This window comes from Devosia sp. MDV22-iso42 (assembly GCF_058629155.1).
In genome coordinates, this window is record NZ_JBZVWR010000013.1 from 117,600 (window position 1) to 134,435 (window position 16,836).

15 protein-coding genes are annotated in these 16,836 nt (G+C 64.8%); 3 read left to right on the forward strand and 12 right to left on the reverse strand.

The genetic code is table 11. The annotated features are described in order from the left end of the window. Positions 1–179: 179 nt before the first annotated feature. Entirely contained in the window at positions 180–503 is a 324-nt protein-coding gene (locus AC4NN3_RS16975) for a YkvA family protein (protein WP_491928270.1), read from the forward strand. Between the two features lie 54 nt (positions 504–557). Here AC4NN3_RS16975 and pyc read toward each other — a convergent pair whose 3' ends face one another. From pyc to AC4NN3_RS16995, 4 genes are all read right to left on the reverse strand, one after another. After that, positions 558–3,998, reverse strand: coding sequence for a pyruvate carboxylase (pyc, locus tag AC4NN3_RS16980; RefSeq protein WP_491928271.1), 3,441 nt, complete (start codon positions 3,996–3,998; stop codon positions 558–560). 99 nt (positions 3,999–4,097) lie between these two features. Beyond that, positions 4,098–4,514, reverse strand: a complete 417-nt coding sequence (locus AC4NN3_RS16985; RefSeq protein WP_491928272.1) for a protein tyrosine phosphatase family protein — start codon at positions 4,512–4,514, stop codon at positions 4,098–4,100. Positions 4,515–4,626: 112 nt separating this feature from the next. Then, positions 4,627–6,132 (reverse strand): putative bifunctional diguanylate cyclase/phosphodiesterase, encoded by a 1,506-nt coding sequence (locus AC4NN3_RS16990; RefSeq protein WP_491928273.1) that lies wholly within the window; start codon positions 6,130–6,132, stop codon positions 4,627–4,629. Positions 6,133–6,337: 205 nt separating this feature from the next. Then, complete coding sequence (locus AC4NN3_RS16995) at positions 6,338–7,384, reverse strand: glycine betaine ABC transporter substrate-binding protein (RefSeq protein WP_491928274.1); 1,047 nt, start codon at positions 7,382–7,384, stop codon at positions 6,338–6,340. A 224-nt stretch (positions 7,385–7,608) separates the two neighbouring features. On the opposite strand from AC4NN3_RS16995, the gene AC4NN3_RS17000 reads away from it, so the two are divergent. Both AC4NN3_RS17000 and AC4NN3_RS17005 read left to right on the forward strand, forming a co-directional pair. Then, a complete protein-coding gene (locus tag AC4NN3_RS17000; protein ID WP_491928275.1) occupies positions 7,609–8,814 on the forward strand; it encodes an ABC transporter substrate-binding protein in 1,206 nt (401 codons plus the stop codon). A gap of 152 nt (positions 8,815–8,966) precedes the next feature. Further along, positions 8,967–9,560, forward strand: a complete 594-nt coding sequence (locus AC4NN3_RS17005; protein ID WP_491928276.1) for a class I SAM-dependent methyltransferase — start codon at positions 8,967–8,969, stop codon at positions 9,558–9,560. A 29-nt stretch (positions 9,561–9,589) separates the two neighbouring features. On the opposite strand, the gene AC4NN3_RS17010 is transcribed toward AC4NN3_RS17005, so the two are convergent. The 8 genes from AC4NN3_RS17010 to AC4NN3_RS17045 all read right to left on the reverse strand — a co-directional run bounded on the left by AC4NN3_RS17010 (position 9,590) and on the right by AC4NN3_RS17045 (position 16,821). Beyond that, a complete protein-coding gene (locus AC4NN3_RS17010; RefSeq protein WP_491928277.1) occupies positions 9,590–10,255 on the reverse strand; it encodes an RES family NAD+ phosphorylase in 666 nt (221 codons plus the stop codon). Further along, positions 10,252–10,758, reverse strand: a complete 507-nt coding sequence (locus tag AC4NN3_RS17015; RefSeq protein WP_491928293.1) for an MbcA/ParS/Xre antitoxin family protein — start codon at positions 10,756–10,758, stop codon at positions 10,252–10,254. Before AC4NN3_RS17015 ends, AC4NN3_RS17010 begins: the two co-directional genes overlap by 4 nt. 83 nt (positions 10,759–10,841) lie before the next feature. Then, entirely contained in the window at positions 10,842–12,125 is a 1,284-nt protein-coding gene (locus AC4NN3_RS17020) for a branched-chain amino acid ABC transporter permease (RefSeq protein WP_491928278.1), read from the reverse strand. Then, positions 12,122–13,126, reverse strand: coding sequence for a branched-chain amino acid ABC transporter permease (locus tag AC4NN3_RS17025; RefSeq protein WP_491928279.1), 1,005 nt, complete (start codon positions 13,124–13,126; stop codon positions 12,122–12,124). The genes AC4NN3_RS17020 and AC4NN3_RS17025 overlap by 4 nt, the downstream gene beginning before the upstream one ends. Positions 13,127–13,129: 3 nt before the next feature. Continuing rightward, positions 13,130–13,834, reverse strand: a complete 705-nt coding sequence (locus tag AC4NN3_RS17030; RefSeq protein ID WP_491928280.1) for an ABC transporter ATP-binding protein — start codon at positions 13,832–13,834, stop codon at positions 13,130–13,132. Beyond that, the gene (locus AC4NN3_RS17035; RefSeq protein WP_491928281.1) at positions 13,834–14,616 is read right to left on the reverse strand and encodes an ABC transporter ATP-binding protein; all 783 of its coding nucleotides are present in this window, start codon (positions 14,614–14,616) and stop codon (positions 13,834–13,836) included. Before AC4NN3_RS17035 ends, AC4NN3_RS17030 begins: the two co-directional genes overlap by 1 nt. Positions 14,617–14,736: 120 nt before the next feature. Further along, positions 14,737–15,099: a methylglyoxal synthase gene (locus AC4NN3_RS17040; RefSeq protein WP_491928282.1), complete on the reverse strand. Its 363-nt coding sequence runs from the start codon at positions 15,097–15,099 to the stop codon at positions 14,737–14,739. Positions 15,100–15,195: 96 nt separating this feature from the next. After that, entirely contained in the window at positions 15,196–16,821 is a 1,626-nt protein-coding gene (locus tag AC4NN3_RS17045; protein WP_491928283.1) for a methyl-accepting chemotaxis protein, read from the reverse strand. Between the last annotated feature and the right edge of the window lie 15 nt (positions 16,822–16,836).

Sequence of the window (16,836 nt, forward strand, 5' to 3'; positions counted from 1 at the left end):
ACCTCTGCTTTCGGCTCAGAAATAGGCTGCCGAGCCTAGAAGAGCAATGTTACGCTTGCGTGATGGGTCAATCTGTCGGCATCCAGCGTCGTGCACGCGAGGGCAGCCGCGCCGGCCCCTTCACGCATAATGTGATCGCCGGGCCTTGAACCACATCCGACACTGACCATTTATAGATCATGTTCAAAACGCTCCTCCCCCGCATCGTTCTGTTCCGCAAGGAAGCCGTCCTGCTCTGGCAGGCGTTTTTTGCCCCGCAAACCCCGTTCTACCTCAAGGCAGCAACGCTGTTCGCGGCGTTCTACCTGGTGAACCCGATCGATATCATCCCCGATTTCATCCCGCTGGCGGGCTGGGTCGATGATCTGATCCTGGTGCCGCTGATGGTCAGCTGGATCGTCGCGCGCCTGCCGGTGCCGGTAAAGGCCGACCACCTCGAGCGCAATGACCGTCCGGGCAACGGCTATGGCCCCACCATCGATGGCCGCGCCCGCCGGCTCTAGTCGAACCAACCAGTGACAAAATAGGCCCGGATCGCTCCGGGCCTTTGTTTGCGCCTATTCAAACCTGATCAGCAGGTCCTTGGCATCAATCTGATCGCCTGGCTTGACCAGCACTTCGGCGATCACCCCGTCGATTTCGGCATGGATGGCAGTTTCCATCTTCATCGCCTCGATCGAGCACAGCACGTCGCCGGCCGTGACCTTCTGGCCCTGCTTGGCATTGAGCCCGGAAATGACGCCCGGCATCGGTGCGCCAACCTGCTTGGCATCGCCCAGGGCCGCCTTGGCCCGTACCGTGACTTCGCCGACCTTGAGCCGATCCGGTACCAGGATGGTGCGCGGCTGGCCGTTGAGATCGAAGAACACCCGCACCTCGCCCTTTTCATTGGTCGGGGCGCGGCCGAGATATTGCAGGACCAGCGTCTTGCCCTTTTCGATGTCGACGTACAGTTCGTCTCCTTCGGAGAGACCATAGAAATAGACCGGCGTCGGCAGCACTTCAGTCGGCCCGTAGCGATCCTGGGTCTTTTCGAAGTCGGCATAGACCTTGGGATACATCAGATAGGAGGCCAGACGATAATCGTCGATCTCGTGCCCGACCTCCTCGACCAGCTTGGCCCGCTCGGCCTCGAGGTCGACATCCTTGAGATAGGAGCCGGGCCGTTCGGTCAGCGGCGTCTTGCCCTTGAGCACCTTTTTCTGCAGCGCCGGGGGGAAGCCGCCCGGCGGCTGGCCCAGATCGCCGGCAAAGAAGCCCACCACCGAATCGGGGAAGGCAATATCCTTGTCCGGGCTCTCGACATCGGCCCGGGTCAGCCCGGCCGAGACCATGGCCAGGGCCATGTCGCCCACCACCTTGGAACTGGGCGTCACCTTGACGATATCGCCGAACATCTGGTTGACGTCGGCATAGGTCTGGGCGACCTCGTGCCAGCGCGTTTCAAGGCCAAGCGAACGCGCCTGTTCCTTGAGATTGGTGAACTGGCCACCCGGCATTTCGTGCAGATAGACTTCCGAGGCGCCGCCCTTGAGGTCGCTTTCAAAGGCCCGATACTGCGTGCGCACCGCTTCCCAGTAGAAAGAGATCTGCCTTATCGCCTTGGCATCGAGCCCCGGATCGCGGTCGCCATCGCGCAAGGCGGCGACGATCGAGCCCAGCGTGGGCTGGCTGGTGGTGCCGCTGAGGGCGTCCATGGCCGCGTCGACCGCATCGACACCCGCATCGACCGCCGCCAGCACCGTGGCTGCGGCCGCGCCGGACGTGTCATGGGTATGCAGGTGGATCGGCAGGCTGATTTCCTGCTTGAGCGTGGCGATCAGTTTCCTGGCCGCCGCCGGCCGCAGCAGGCCCGCCATGTCTTTCAGACCCAGCACATGGGCACCCGCTGCCTCGAGCTCCTTGGCCAGCCCGACATAGTATTTGAGGTCATACTTGGCCCGGTCGGGATCGAGCATGTCGCCGGTATAGCAGATGACGCCTTCGGCCACTTTGCCCGCCTCGGCCACCGCGTCCAGCGAGACGCGCATGTTCTCGACCCAGTTGAGGCAATCGAAGACGCGGAAGATATCGACGCCGCCCCTGGCGGCCTGGGCGACAAAGAACTTGACCACATTGTCGGGATAATTGGTGTAGCCCACGCCATTGCTGCCGCGCAGCAGCATCTGGGTCAGGATATTGGGCGCGCCGTCGCGCACCTTGGCCAGCCGTTCCCACGGATCCTCGTTGAGGAAGCGCATTGAGACGTCAAAGGTCGCCCCGCCCCAGCATTCCAGGCTGAAGAGGTTGGGCAGGCCGCGGCTATAGGTCTGGGCAATGCGGGTAATGTCGAAGCTGCGCATGCGGGTGGCGAGCAGGCTCTGATGCGCGTCGCGCATGGTGGTGTCGGTAAACAGCACCCGCTTCTGCTGCTTCATCCACTGCGCCAGCCCGACGGGGCCGTCGCGATCAAGAATCTGCCGGCTGCCGTCGATGACGGCCAGGGGCGGAAATTCGGGGACCACGGGGGCAGCCGCCTCGGCGGGCGGCCGCGGCCGATCGCGCACTTCGGGATGCCCGTTGACGGTCACATCGGCAATGTAGCTGAGCAGCTTGGTGGCGCGATCCCTGCGCGGCTTAAAGTTGAACAGTTCCGGCGTCGTGTCGATGAAGCGCGTCGTGTAGCGGTTTTCGACAAAGTCGGGATGGGTGATGATGTTTTCAAGAAACGCCAGATTGGTCGAGACGCCGCGGATGCGGAACTCGCGCAGGGCGCGGTGCATGCGGGCAATGGCTTCTTCGGCCGAGGGCGCCCAGCAGGTGACCTTTTCGAGCAGCGGATCATAGAACCGGGTGATTACCGCGCCGGCATAGGCGGTGCCGCCATCAAGCCGCACGCCGAAGCCGGTGGCGCCGCGATAGGCGGTGATGCGGCCATAGTCGGGGATGAAATTCTGTTCGGGGTCTTCGGTGGTGACCCGGCACTGGATGGCATTGCCGTTGAGATGGATATCCTCCTGCAGTGGCACGCCCGATTCCGGCGTGCCGATGACGGCGCCATCGAGCAGATGGATCTGCGCCTTGACGATGTCGATGCCGGTCACCTCTTCGGTGACGGTATGCTCGACCTGGATGCGAGGATTGACCTCGATGAAGTAGAACTTGTCGGTATCGGCATCCATCAGGAATTCGACCGTGCCGGCACCGCGATAATTGGCGGCATTGCCCAGCCGCACCGCGGCGTCGGTCAGTTCCTTGCGCACCTCGGCGCTGAGATAGGGCGCCGGCGCCCGCTCGACCACCTTCTGGTTGCGCCGCTGCACCGAGCAATCGCGCTCGTAAAGGTGCACCAGATTGCCGTGATCGTCGCCGATCAGCTGCACCTCGACATGGCGGGCCCGCTCGACCAGCTTTTCGAGATACATCTCGTCCTTGCCGAAGGCCGCCTTGGCCTCCCGCTTGCCTTCGGAAACTTCCGCCAGCAGCGAGGATTCATCCATGATGCGGCGCATGCCGCGCCCGCCGCCGCCCCAGCTGGCCTTGAGCATCAGCGGATAGCCGATGGCGGCAGCCATGGCCTTGATCTGCTCGGGATCGTCGGGCAGCGCCTCGGTGGCCGGCACGACGGGCACATTGGAGGCGATCGCCATATTGCGCGCGGCGACCTTGTTGCCCAGGTCGCGCATGGTCTGCGCCCGCGGGCCGATGAAGATGATGCCGGCATCCTCGCAGGCATCGACGAATTCGGGGCTTTCCGACAGCAGGCCATAGCCGGGATGGATCGCATCGGCGCCCGAAATGCGGGCCAGCCGGATATATTCGTCGATCTGCAGATAGGCCTCGACCGGCCCCTTGCCCTTGCCGATCAGATAGGCCTCGTCGGCCTTGAAGCGGTGCAGCGCCAGCTTGTCCTCTTCGGCATAGGCGGCGACCGTCTTGAGGCCCAGTTCATTGGCCGCGCGGAACACGCGGATGGCGATTTCGCTGCGATTGGCGACGAGGATTTTCTTGATGGGCATGAATCTGTCCGAGCAGGAGGGGTGAAGGACCTGTGACGGTCCGGCTCAGCAATCGGCATATGGCCGGGGGCGGTCGCCCGCCCCAGCGTCTGAAGGCGTCTAGTGGCGGTCGAGATGACCCGCCAGATGGCTCATGTCGTAGCCGGCCTCGGCCGCCTGTGCGATGATCTGGCTGGCGTCGACCGTGCCGGCCTGGCTCAGCGCCCACAATGTGGTCGAGCGCGTTCCGGACCGGCAGTAGCAGAAGACCGGCCCCGTGCTCCCCTCGAGCACGGCTTTGGTCTGTGCCACCATTTCGGGAGAGACCCCCTCGCGGCCCAGCGGAATGGCATGATAGGCCAGACCCGCTGCCGCGGCGGCGGCCGCGATCTCGGCCCCGCTTGGCTGGTCAGGGGATTCCCCGTCGGGGCGATTGTTGACAATGGCGACGAACCCGGCGGCCTTGAGCGTTGCGACGTCCTCGGGACGGATCTGCCCCGAAACGCTGACATGATCGTTGATCCGCTTCAAATCCAAGGCACTACTCCCACTGCCATAAAAGGCTTCCCACAAGCCTTATATCCGTGCCGTGGCGTGCGACGCAACTGCGACAACGCAATAGCTGTCATCAAGCTGTCATTGGCGGGGCTCAGGCGGCGCTGGCGACGCGCCGCGCTTCGAGCGGCTGCGGCCGGCCGAGCAGAAATCCCTGGAAGCGCGTGCAGCCGGCCTGGCGCAGCAGGCGGAACTGCTCCTCGGTCTCGACCCCCTCGGCCACCACCTCGACCGGCAGCGAGCGGGCGATGTCGCAGATCGCCGCCACGATGATGGCGTCGATCCGGCTGCTGCCCAGGCTCGACACATAGGTGCGGTCGATCTTGATGATGTCGAAGGCAAAGCCGCGCAGATATTGCAGGCTGGCATGGCCGGCGCCGAAATCGTCGATGGCGATGCGCACGCCCAGCGCCCGCAGCGCATCGACATTGGCCAGCTCGATGCCCTGGGCCTGCAGCGGCACCGTCTCGGTGATCTCGACGATGATGCGGCGTGGATCGGTGCCGGTTTCACCCAGCAGCGCGGCAAAGCGCGGGGCAAAATCGGCATGGCGCAATTGCGCCGGCGACACATTGACCGCCACCGGCGTGCCCAGTTGCGGCAGATCCTGGCAGGCACGCCGCAGCACCCACTCGCCCAGCTTGTCGATCAGGTCGCTCTCCTCGGCAATGGCAATGAACTGGGCTGGCGAAATGACGCCGCGCACCTTGTGGCGCCAGCGGATCAGCGCTTCGTGGGAAGTGACATGGCGGTCGCCGTCAAATACCGGCTGGTAGTGCAGCTCGAGTTCGTCCAGCAGCAGGGCGGCGCGCAGTTCGCGCTCGACGAAGCGGCGATGCCGCTCATCGCCCAGCATGTCGGCGTCAAAGGCCACCACCATGTGGCGCCCGCTTTTCTTGCCCTTGTAGAGCGCCAGATCGGCCTTGGACATCAGCTCGTCCACATCGGTAGCGTCGAGCGGCGCCAGGGCGATGCCGATGGTGGCCGCCAGCCGTACCGGCCTGCCGGCAATCCCCACTGGCCGCTCCAGCCGCCGCAGCAATTCTTCGCCCAGGCGCTTGAGGCCAGCCCGGTTGTCATGCCCGAACACGGCAATGCCGAACTCGTCCCCGCCCAGCCGGCCGACCAGCGCATTGGGCAGCATGTCGCGGATTGTTCCCGCCAGATGCAGCAGCGCCGCATCGCCCGCGCCATGACCGGCGGTGTCGTTGAGCACCTTGAGATTGTCCATGTCGAGCTGCAGATAGCCGACCGCTCGCTCCGAGCCGTGATAGACTTCGCCGCGCAGCATCTCGAGGAAATAGGAGCGCGTCGCCACCCCGGTCAGCGCATCGCGATGGATCGAGGCCATGATGTCATGGGTGGCCTTGGCGGCCAGTATGATGCGCATCCGCATCACCTTGTGCCCCACCGCCAGCACGGCCAGCAGCAGGCTGCCAGCCAGCAGCGTGGTGACGGGGAGTGTCACGTTGGCGCTCGCCAGCAAGCCGGTCAGCGCCAGGCCACTGGCGACAAACAGCGCCGCGATGACGGTTGCGGCCGCCAGGGTAATGCCGCGATAGCCGTCAAGAATCTGGGAAAGTGCTAAATTACGCCGCATGGCGATCTGGTCCGCTCACGCCCGATAATGCCGGGCGCCTGCACTATCGGCGATCAGACATGAACAATTCGTAAACGGTACAGTGAAACGCCTTATCTGTCAGTGGTTTAGGCGCGCTTCGCCATGGTGATCCGACATCCTAATGGCCCTGTGTGACAGCCGCACGACATACCCGACGCCACCGAGGCGGACGGTTAAGCCGGCCCTAAGGAACGGGCGGGCCGACCCATTGCCGCCAGATGTCGCCGCGCTCGGCGACGAACCGGTCGGCCACCCCGGCCACGCTGGCCCCCGGTTCGTTCAATTGCGCCAGCAGCGTATTCATCGCCACCACGGGCAGGCTGGTGCGCTGGAAATAGCCGGCAATGGCGGGGATATCGGTAAAGACCCATTCGCTGAGCGCCACCAGCACCGCTTCGGGCGCAAAGGCACTGGGCTGCGGCGCGGCGCAGACCGCCTGGGCCAGGCATTTGGCGGCCTCGGCATCGTAGTCGCCCATGTCGAGCGCCACCGGGTTGAGCTGGGCCAGCAGCGCATTGGGCCGCCAGTAATAGAACAGCACGGGGTCATTGCGATTGACCGCCGCTGCGATCAGGCTGTCCATCTCGAAGCGGTTGGCCGGCTCGACAATCTCGACCAGCGGCTCCAGCCCATGGGCAGCGATCAGGTGCCGGTTGATCACCGCACAGGCCCAGTCGACCGGGCAGGAGATGAACGACACCTTGCTGCCGCCATTGAGCGTCGGCAGCACGCCGGCCAGCTGGCTGGCGCTGACCAGGTCCGGCCGCGCGGCGGCCAGCGCCGCCGGGATGAACCAGCCCTCGAGCGCGGTCTCGACATAGGTGGACGCCGCTGGCCGCAGCATCTGCGCCGCCATGCCGGCGTTCCACACTTCCGCTACCCGTGTAGGCCACATTTCTGGCGCCACGGCCGGCTGGCCGGTCGAGCCCATCGACGAACCGGTGGCCGCCAGGTCGCCCGGCGCCACCTGAACGGCGCAGCCAAAGGCGCGCGTCAGCACGCGGGCATGGATCTCGGCCAGCAATTGCGCCGAGGGCCAGCTCATGCTGGCAATGCTGATGGTTCGGCTGCCGCAGGGCGGCGCGGGCACGGCCGGGCTGCCTGTCGCGGGCGCCGCTTGCCCCACCCGGTCCTGGGCCTGGTCGAGCACGCTCAACTGCGCTTGCGCCGGTCCGCCTATCAGCGCCAGCAACAGCCCTGTCACCATCCCTGCCCGGCTTGCTGTGTTCACGCCAATCTCCCGCCACGCCGGCATTCTATGGCCAAGACCCGCCCGTTAAGCAACTGTGTGTTCAGCCCCGCCAGCCCCCGCAATAGCCGGTGACTCGCCCGCCCGATCTGTGCAACAGTCTGCCCAGCGGGGCGCGGGTTGCGCCCCCGTTATCGCGTTGTTTCGTCTGGCAAGACGACCCGTGCAAGGGTCGCTCCCCGGAACAACCCAGCAGAGGGACGTACATGCTCAATCTCAAGAAAACCCTGACCCTGGCCGTTGCCGCCTCGACCCTGGTCGTTGCCGTGCCCGCCTTTGCCCAGGACACCGGCGCTACCATCGGCTTTATCGGCGGCTTCACCGGCCCGATTGAATCGCTGACCCCACCCATTTTTGCCGGCGCCGAACTCGTGGTGAAGCAGGTCAACGAGCAGGGCGGTATCCTGGGCGGTGAACTGACCCTGATCTCGGCCGACGGTGCCTGCGACGCGACGGCCGCTGCCGCGGCCGCCGACAAGCTGATCAATTCCGACAACGTGGTCGGCATTGTCGGCGCCCTGTGCACCGGCGAAACCATTGGCGCGTTCAATGGCTCGGGCCTGTCGGGCAATGTCGTGTTCATCTCGCCGGCCTCGTCGGCCCCGGCCCTGACCACGCTCGAAGACAATGACCTGGTCTATCGCACCACCCCATCCGATGCCCTGCAGGGCGTCAAGATGGCCGATCTGCTGATCGCCAAGGGCGTCATGGACATCGCCATCACCTATGTGAACAATGACTATGGCAAGGGCTTTGCCGATGCGCTGACCGCTGCCTATACCGCTGCCGGCGGCACGGTTGCTGCCAATGTGGCCCATGAAGAAGGCAAGGCTGACTATCGCGCCGAGCTGGGCAACCTGGTCGCCAGCCAGAACCTGGTGATCCTGGCCTATGCCAATGCCTCGGGTAACACCATCCTGCGCCAGGCCGTCGAGTCCGGCAACTTCACCACCTATGTCGGCGGTGACGGCATGGTCGGCGACGACCTGCTCAGCGGCATCGACGCTGCTGCCGTGGAAGGCCTGATCGCCACCCGCGCCGGCGCACCCGAAGGCGCTGCCACCACCACCTATACCGACCTGGCCACCGCGGCCGGCATCGCCGCCAATGCGACCTATGCGCCGCAGGCCTATGACGCCGCCTTCCTGCTGGCTTTGGCCATCGAGAAGAATGGTTCGGCCTCGCGTGACGGCCTTGCTGCCGCGCTGCGCGACGTTTCCTCGGCACCCGGCGAGAAGATCCTGCCCGGCGAGTGGACCAAGGCTGTCGAGCTGATCAAGGCCGGCACCGACATCGACTATGAAGGCGCCGGCGGCGCGCTCGACTTCGACGCCGCAGGCGACGTGGACGGCATCATCGTCGAACTGGCCGTCGAAGGCGGCGCCTTCGTCGAAAAGGGCCTGATCCAGTAACTCGGCACAGTCCGGCGCAACGCGCCGGCAAAACCCTCCGGTGGAGGGTTTTGAGGTACCGAGGCCCGAAGCGCTATGCGCGCAGGGCCCGGACGCAGATCCGCATAATGCGAAGGCCCGGGAGCGATCCCGGGCCTTTTTTTGGAGACCACATGCCCGATTCCGAAACCCTCAAATTCTATGCCGACAATGCCCTGGTCTATGGCCAGCATGCCACCGCGCCCACGCCACGGCTGGAGGCCTTCCTGGCGCAATTGCCCGCTGGGGGCGCCGTGCTTGAACTGGGCACCGGCAATGGCCGCGATGCCGCCGCCATGCTGGAAGCCGGCTTTGCCGTCACCCCGTCGGACGCCTCGCCCGAACTGGCCGCTCAGGCTGAGGCGCGCCTCGGTCGCCCGGTCCGCATCATGGCATTCAACCAGCTCGACAAGCTTAGTGCCTATGACGGCGTCTGGGCCTGCGCCGCGCTGCTGCATGCCCCGCGCAGCGAGTTGACCGGTGATTTGACCCGCATCTTTGATGCCCTCAAGCCGGGCGGTCTGCTGGTCGCCAGCTTCAAGGCCGGCGGGGGCGAGGGCCGCGACAGTCTTGGGCGCTACTACAACTATCCGGACCGCCCCACCCTGGAGGCCCATGCCCGCGCCGCCGCAGACTGGCACAGTCTGGACATCGTCGAAGCTGCCGGCAATGGCTATGATAACCTGCCCACCACCTGGCTCTGGCTGACGGCCCGCAAGGCGCCCTAGAGCGTCTTCAGCAAAAACGGTGAAATGCTCTAGCCCGCCAGCCGCGTCACCGTGATGGATGCACTTTCCACCGACACGGCGATGTCGACATGGTCGGCCTGCACCACATCGACAATCTTGCCGGGCCGATAGGCGCAGATGGCCATGCCGCCCTGGTGGCGCAGGCTGTCATAGATCACGCCATCCTCGCCCGCCGCCCGCAGGGCCTCGCCGAACGCCTGGCTGGCGGCATAGCTGGTGCGGCTGTAGAGCCCCCCGTCATCAAGCCCCCTGATGTCGCGATAGCGGCCCAGCAACTGGCAGCCATAGGCGCGGTAGCGGCGGCTGGCTGTGGGCAGTCGCCGGGCAAAGGCCTCGCGCCGGAGATGATGCGCCACCTCGGCAATGGCCGTCTCGATGCGGGCCGCCGCATACCAGGCGCCCAGGTCGGGGCCGGAAAAGCGTGCGCCATTGACCGGCGCATGCAGGAAAGCCGCCATGACCACCGAGGCATTGGGCCGGCCGAACACCCAGTCGCTGGGCGGCAGGCGGCCCAGCCGCTCGGCCACCAGCCGGTCATTGGTCCAGCCCGCCAGTTCCATCACCGCATCCAGATCGGCCGCGCGCGTCACCGTGTCGAACAGCCCGATCGGCGGAAACTGCGAGGGGATCAGCCGGTGCGCCGGCCGGGGCGCTTCGGCATGGACAATGCTCACTGCCAGACCAGGTCCTGGTCAGTGCTGGCGGCAAAGCCGGCATCCAGGCCATTGGGCGCCATATAGAGCCCGCCGCGCGCGGCATCGAGAAAGCGGCGCACCTGCAGCAAGCCGTCCAGGGTCCCCGCCGTGACCAGCGCCAATGGGGCCTGGCCGCCAAACAGCGGCGCGTCATGCGGCCCTTTGAGCCAGGCCAAGGCCTCACCCGAACCCGCGAACAGCACCCCCAGCGCCTGGTGAATGCCCAGCAAGGCCGACAGCCGCGTCAGGCTGTCGACATCAAGGGTGAGCTCGGCCTGCTCCCGCGCCAGCCGCATCCAGTTATGATAGGTCGAGCGTGAGGGATAGCCCAGCACCAGCCGGCGTTGCTGTTCGGAAAGACCCCAGAGATCGGCAATGGCGGCAAAGCTGCGCAGGGCCGGCCCACTCAGCCGCCGCCGATTGGCGGGCTCGAAGCGGTCGGGGGCGAGCGGCGTATGGGCGACCAGTGCTGCCTGGTTCATGTCGGCGAAACCTGCATTGGCCATGTCTGCCTCCTGTCACGCAGAGACATATAGTCCAGATTTGGACAAAATGCAAATTTGGACTAGTTCTGGTGCCGCACCGTCTCCGGGATCAGCCCCTTGGGCGCGTAGCGCAGCGCAATGGTGATGACCAGGCCCAGCACGAAGACGCGCATCTGCGCGGAGCGCGACTCGATGTCGGGAATCTGCGGCCAGCCCACGCTGGTCGACCAATAGCTGGCCGTTTCGAAGATGGTCTTGGCCAGCGGCTCGGAAATCACCCAGACGAGCCAGATCAGCACCGCCCCGAACACCGCGCCCCAATTATTGCCGGCGCCGCCGACAATGATCATCACCCAGATCAGGAAGGTGTGGTTGATCGGCTGGTAGCTCGAGGGGTCAAAAATCTGCGTAAAGCTGACCAACATGGCCCCGCCAATGCCCATCAGCACCGATCCGAGCACGAAGATTTCGAGCTGGCGCGATTTGACATCCTTGCCCATCGAGGCCGCCGCGACATGGTTGTCGCGAATGGCGCGCATCATCCTTCCCCAGGGCCCGGCATAGGCGCGGCTGACCAGCCACATGGCCGCCGCCAGCACCAGCAGCGCCAGCGCCAGATAGCCGCCGCGCGCCAGGATCAGCGAACTGAGCTGATCGGCGCCACCGGCCTGATAGGCCTGCGGCAGCGGCGTCGGCCAGGGAATGGGCGACACCGTCAGCGTGCCGCGCGTCAGCCAGTCCATATTCTTGACCAGCGCGCGAATGATTTCCGAAATGCCGATCGTGGCAATGGCCAGGTAATCGGTGCGCAGGCCCAGGGCGATCTTGCCCACGATCAGGGCGACGCCGGCGGCCAATACGCCGCCGAACAGCCAGCCGAATACCGGATTGATGCCCAGCCCGCCGACAAAGCCGGCCGTGCTTTCGATATAGGCGGCGGCCGGATCGATCTGGCTGCGATAGAGGCAATAGGCGACGAACCAGGCCAGCACGATGGTGAACGTCTTCCAGCCGCCGCGCACGCCCAGGCGGTGGCTCTGCCGCGCGGCATAGACCAGCAGCGCCCCGGCGCCGAAGGCGATTGCCGCCCGGCCCAGCATCCAGGGACCATCCGAGCCCCAGAAGCTCGGATTGATAGGATAGGAGATGAAGGTGACGGCAAAGCCGCCCAGCATCAGGAAGCCCATGACGCCGAAATTGAACAGCCCGCCATAGCCCCACTGGATATTGAGGCCCAGGGCGATCAACGCATAGGCTGTGGCCTCGACAAGGCGCGATGAGGTGAAGGGCACGCCCATCAGCCAGCCGATCACCAGGATTAGCGCGAAGAGGCCGGCAAAGAGGCTGATCGAGCGCGCGATCATGACGAGGCTCCCTTGAAGATGCCGGTGGGCCGCACCAGCAGCACCACCACGAGGATGACGAAGGCCACGGTCAGCTTGTATTCGGTGGGCACCAGCGCCAGCGTCGCCGGCAATTGGAGCGCCTCAGGCAGCACGCCGTTGAGCGGGCGCAGCACCATGGTCCAGTTGAACACGGCCAGCGATTCGGCAAAGCCGATCAGCAGGCCTCCGGCAATGGCGCCATAGGCCTGGCCCAGGCCGCCGACAATGGCGGCGGCAAAGATCGGGATGATGATGTTGAAGGCCAGATCGGGTTTCAGCGTCACGTCCAGCGCCAGCATGGTGCCGGCCATGCAGGCCAGTGCCCCGGCGACGATCCAGGTCACCCGCACCACCAGCGCGGTATTGATGCCCGAGACCTGCGCCAGATCGGCATTGTCGGCCATGGCGCGCATCGCCTTGCCCAGCCGCGAGCGGGTCAGGAAGAAGTGCAGCGCCAGCACCGAGATGATCGTGACCACGATCATCAGCAGCTGCGGCTCGGTGATCACCAGCGGCCGGGTCGAACCAAGAAAGCTGGTATCGATGCGGAACACGTCCTTGGTCTCGTTCTCGAAGAAGGAATAGCTGCCGGCGCCGAAGAACAGCCGGATCAGTCCCTGGATCATCAGCGTCACGCCGATCGAGGCGATCAGCAGGATCACCGGCTTGGCGCCGCGCTGGCGCAGCGGCGCATAAAAGCCCTTGTCGATGCCCAGTGCGAAGATGGCCGACAGCACCATGGCAAGGGGCAAGACCACAAAGCCGGTTGGAATGGGCGTCTGGATGCCCCAGCTGGCGAACAAAGCTGCCAAGAGGAAGGCAAAGAACGCGCCCGAGGTCATCAGCTCGGAATGGGCGAAATGGGCAAAGCGCAGAATGCCGAAGATCAGCGTGATGCCGACCGCGCCCAGCGCATAGATGCAGCCCAGCACCGCGCCGGAAATCACCACCTGGTTGATGAAGAAGATCAATTCGGTCACGGCTCAGCCCCCGAGGAAACTTTTGGCGACATCGGGATCGGCAATGAGCTCGGCGCCCGTGCCGGTGAAACGGTTCTGCCCCTGCGCCAGCACGAAGCCCTTGGAGGCAAAGGCCAGCGCCTGGCGCGCATTCTGCTCGACCATCAGGATTGCCACGCCTTCCTTGTTGACGCGCACGATGGTCTCGAAGATCTCGATGACATAGCGCGGCGACAGCCCAGCCGAGGGTTCGTCAAGCATCAGCAGGCGCGGCTTGCTCATCAGCGCGCGGCCCATGGCCACCATCTGCCGCTGCCCGCCCGACAGTTCGCCGGCCGGCTGGCGCCGCTTTTCCGCCAGCACCGGGAACATCTGGTAGACCCAGTCCATGGTGCCCCGGAAATCGTCGCGCCTGGTGAAGGCGCCCATTTCGAGGTTCTCCTCGACGCTCATCGAGGTAAAGACGTTCTTTTCCTGCGGCACGAAGCTGAGGCCCCTGGGCACCAGCTTGTCGGGCAGCGAGTTGGCGACGTCTTCGCCGTCAAAGTCGATCGTGCCGCCGGTCACCTTGAGCAGGCCGAAAATCGCCTTGAGCGTGGTCGACTTGCCCGCACCATTGGGCCCCACGATCACGCCGATATCGGACTGCTCGATGGCCATGTCCACGCCATTGAGGATCGGCGCGCCGCCATAGCCCGCAACGACGTGCTTGAGTTCGATCAGCGGCATTACGCTACCTCGACTGGAGTGCCGAAATAGGCTTCGACGATGGCCGGATTGGCGCGGATTTCCGCCATTGGTCCCTCGGCGATCTTTTCGCCCTGCGCCATGACGATGATCGGGTCGCACAGCCGCCCGATCAGGTCCATGTCGTGCTCGATGACAAAGAAAGTATAGCCCAGCTCGCGGTTCATCCGCTCGATATTGGCGGCCAGGTCATTGAGCAGCGTACGGTTGACGCCGGCCGCCACTTCGTCGAGCAGCACCACCTTGGCATCCACCATCATGGTGCGACCCAGCTCGAGCAGCTTCTTCTGACCGCCCGACAGGTTGCCCGCCAGCTCGTTGCGCACATGGCCCAGCTTGAGGAAATCGATGACGTCCAGCGCCTTCTTGCGCACCGCGGTTTCGCGCGAACGCGACAGTCCCGGCCGGAACCAGACATTGCCCAGATTTTCGCCCGGCTGGTCGCCCGGCACCATCATCAGGTTTTCCAGCGCCGTCATGTTGGAGAATTCATGCGCGATCTGGAAGGTGCGCAGCATGCCGGTGCGGAACAGCTCGTGCGGCTCCAGCCCGGTCACATCCTTGCCGTCAAAGATCACCGCGCCGCTATCGGGCACGATATTGCCGGCCACCATGTTGAACAGCGTCGACTTGCCCGCGCCATTGGGGCCGATCAGCCCCGTGACGGAGCCGCGCCGCACCGAGAGCGAGCAATTGTTCACGGCGGTCAGGCCGCCAAAGCGTTTGCTGACGTTGCGAACGTCGATAACCAAGTCAGAGGACACCAAATCCGTCCCGATTCCTGAGGCCAAGGGCGCCCGGTTCAATCCAGGCGATTTTGCGGCATCTGCTCATAAGGCGGGCACAGGGTCAACCGGGCGTCGCCGCAAAGCCGGGACTTGTGCTCACAGATAGGCGAGCACGGCATTGGCCGTGGCCCCGTTATTGGCGCACATCACGTCATAAAGCGTGGCCAGCCTTGTCAGTGCCTTGACGTCGACATCATGCGGCTGCGCCGAGAGCGGATCGATGAAAAAGATCAGCACGTCCAGCCGCTGCTCGGCGATCATCGCCCCCAGCTGCTGGTCCCCGCCCAGCGGCCCGCTCTTGAGCAGCGTCACGGGCATGCCGGTGGCAGCAATGATGCGGCTGCCGGTGGTGCCGGTGCCCCAGAGTTCATGCTCGCTCAGCTTGTGCCGGTGCCGCAGCGCCCAGGCGCACAGCTCGTCTTTCTTGTCGTCATGCGCCACCAGGCCAATGCGTGCCATGTCCGTCTCCCTGCAGGTATCGCAGTTCAACCAGCTTCACGGTGGCAGGGCAATGGCCGGGTCGCGGCCACTGCCTGCTGCATTGCGTCGACGGCGCTAGAACTCGTTCCAGTCGGGGGATGGCGCCAGATTGCTGGTCTGCTTGAGCGCGACCGCCGGCTTGCCACCGGATCGGCTGGCCGGCTTGCTGGCAGCCCGCACGGGTGCGCGGCTGGCGGCATGCATGCCCCCATCCGCCAGCTTGAAGATATCAACGATATCGTCGAGCTGGCCGGCCTGGCCCTCGGTCTGCTCGATGGCTGCATTGGTCTCTTCCACCAAAGCGGCATTGTGCTGGGTCATCTCGTCCATCTGTCGCACCGCGACGGCAATTTCCCCCAGCGCATCCGATTGCTGCCGGTTGGCCCGGGCAATGGCATCGATCAGCGAAGCGCTTTCCTGTGCCCCGCCCAGGATTTCGAGCAGCGTTTCGGCCGCCTTGCCCACCAGTTGCGTGCCATTGCGCACTTCCACCGCACTGGCCTCGATCAGCTGCTTGACGTCCGAGGAGGCATTGGCCGCCGATTGCGCCAGCCGGCGCACTTCCACGGCCACCACGGCAAAGCCCTTGCCGGCATCGCCAGCGCGGGCCGCTTCGACCGACGCATTGAGCGCCAGCAGATTGGTCTGGAAGGCGATATCGTCGATCAGGCCGATAATATTGGAAATTTTCGAGGACGACGCCTCGATGGCGCCCATCGCTTCGTTGGCCTCGTTCATCACCGTCCCGCCCGTGGTGGCATTGCGCGATACCGACTGCGCCTTGTCGCTGGCTACCCCCGCCATCTTGGCATTCTCGATCACCGTGGCGCTCAGCTGCTCGACGGCAGCCGTCGTTTCCTCAATGGTTGCCGCCTGTCGCGTCGTCCGGTCGGCCAGATCATTGGCGCCAGCCAGGATTTCCCCCGTTGCCGTCCGCAGCGAGCGCGAGGTCTGCCGCAGCTGACCCACAATGGTGGTCAGCCGATCGGCCACAGCATTGGTATCGTTCTTGATCTGGTCGAAATCGGCGTCGAAGGTCTCGGTAATGCGGCTGGTCAGGTCGCCCTGTGCCAGATCCTGCAGCACCAGGCCCGTCAGCTCGACCGCGCGGCTGACCTTGGCCTTGGACGCATCATCGGCCGCCTTGGCTTCCACTGTCAGCTTTTCGAAATAGGCCGATACCCCGATATCGATATCGAGCAGCATGGATTTGAGCACGTCGGTCAGCACTGTGCCCATCTTGTCGGCCGCGGCCAGCACCGATTCCGGTGAGGCCGGGACCTTCTTGCCGAAATGGCCCCGTCCCGGCTGCAGCGCCGCTTCCATCATGTCATGCACCAGACCCTGCACCAGGGTCTCCACGATCACGCCATAGCCCCCGATATGCCAGCGCGGCTCGAGACCGATCTGGGCATGGCGCAGGCCCACCTTGCTGCTGGCTTCAAAATAGGCGTCGTCGAACTGCCCGGCGGCAATGGCCTTCCAGTGACCGATCTGCTTGGACTGCGCCCGATCCATCTGCGGCCTGCCGTCAAAGAATTTCGTTACCGCGGGGACAGTGCGGATCTTGGCGTAGAACTTGTCCAGCGCATTGGACAGATGCTTGTCGACCGCGCCTTGCACACCCGACAGCCGATTGCGGGCCGCGTCGTCCAGGCCGATGAAGTCAAGTCTATCCTGCAGTTCAATTTTATTTGGCATGCTGACCCCGTGAAT

What these genes read in the sequence shown, in the direction of transcription:
- AC4NN3_RS16975 (WP_491928270.1), top strand. Translation starts at nt 180, where the DNA reads ATGTTCAAAACGCTCCTCCCCCGCATCGTTCTGTTCCGCAAGGAAGCC.
- pyc (WP_491928271.1), bottom strand. Translation starts at nt 3,998, where the DNA reads ATGCCCATCAAGAAAATCCTCGTCGCCAATCGCAGCGAAATCGCCATC.
- AC4NN3_RS16990 (WP_491928273.1), bottom strand. Translation starts at nt 6,132, where the DNA reads ATGCGGCGTAATTTAGCACTTTCCCAGATTCTTGACGGCTATCGCGGC.
- AC4NN3_RS17000 (WP_491928275.1), top strand. Translation starts at nt 7,609, where the DNA reads ATGCTCAATCTCAAGAAAACCCTGACCCTGGCCGTTGCCGCCTCGACC.
- AC4NN3_RS17005 (WP_491928276.1), top strand. Translation starts at nt 8,967, where the DNA reads ATGCCCGATTCCGAAACCCTCAAATTCTATGCCGACAATGCCCTGGTC.
- AC4NN3_RS17015 (WP_491928293.1), bottom strand. Translation starts at nt 10,758, where the DNA reads ATGAACCAGGCAGCACTGGTCGCCCATACGCCGCTCGCCCCCGACCGC.
- AC4NN3_RS17020 (WP_491928278.1), bottom strand. Translation starts at nt 12,125, where the DNA reads ATGATCGCGCGCTCGATCAGCCTCTTTGCCGGCCTCTTCGCGCTAATC.
- AC4NN3_RS17030 (WP_491928280.1), bottom strand. Translation starts at nt 13,834, where the DNA reads ATGCCGCTGATCGAACTCAAGCACGTCGTTGCGGGCTATGGCGGCGCG.
- AC4NN3_RS17040 (WP_491928282.1), bottom strand. Translation starts at nt 15,099, where the DNA reads ATGGCACGCATTGGCCTGGTGGCGCATGACGACAAGAAAGACGAGCTG.
- AC4NN3_RS17045 (WP_491928283.1), bottom strand. Translation starts at nt 16,821, where the DNA reads ATGCCAAATAAAATTGAACTGCAGGATAGACTTGACTTCATCGGCCTG.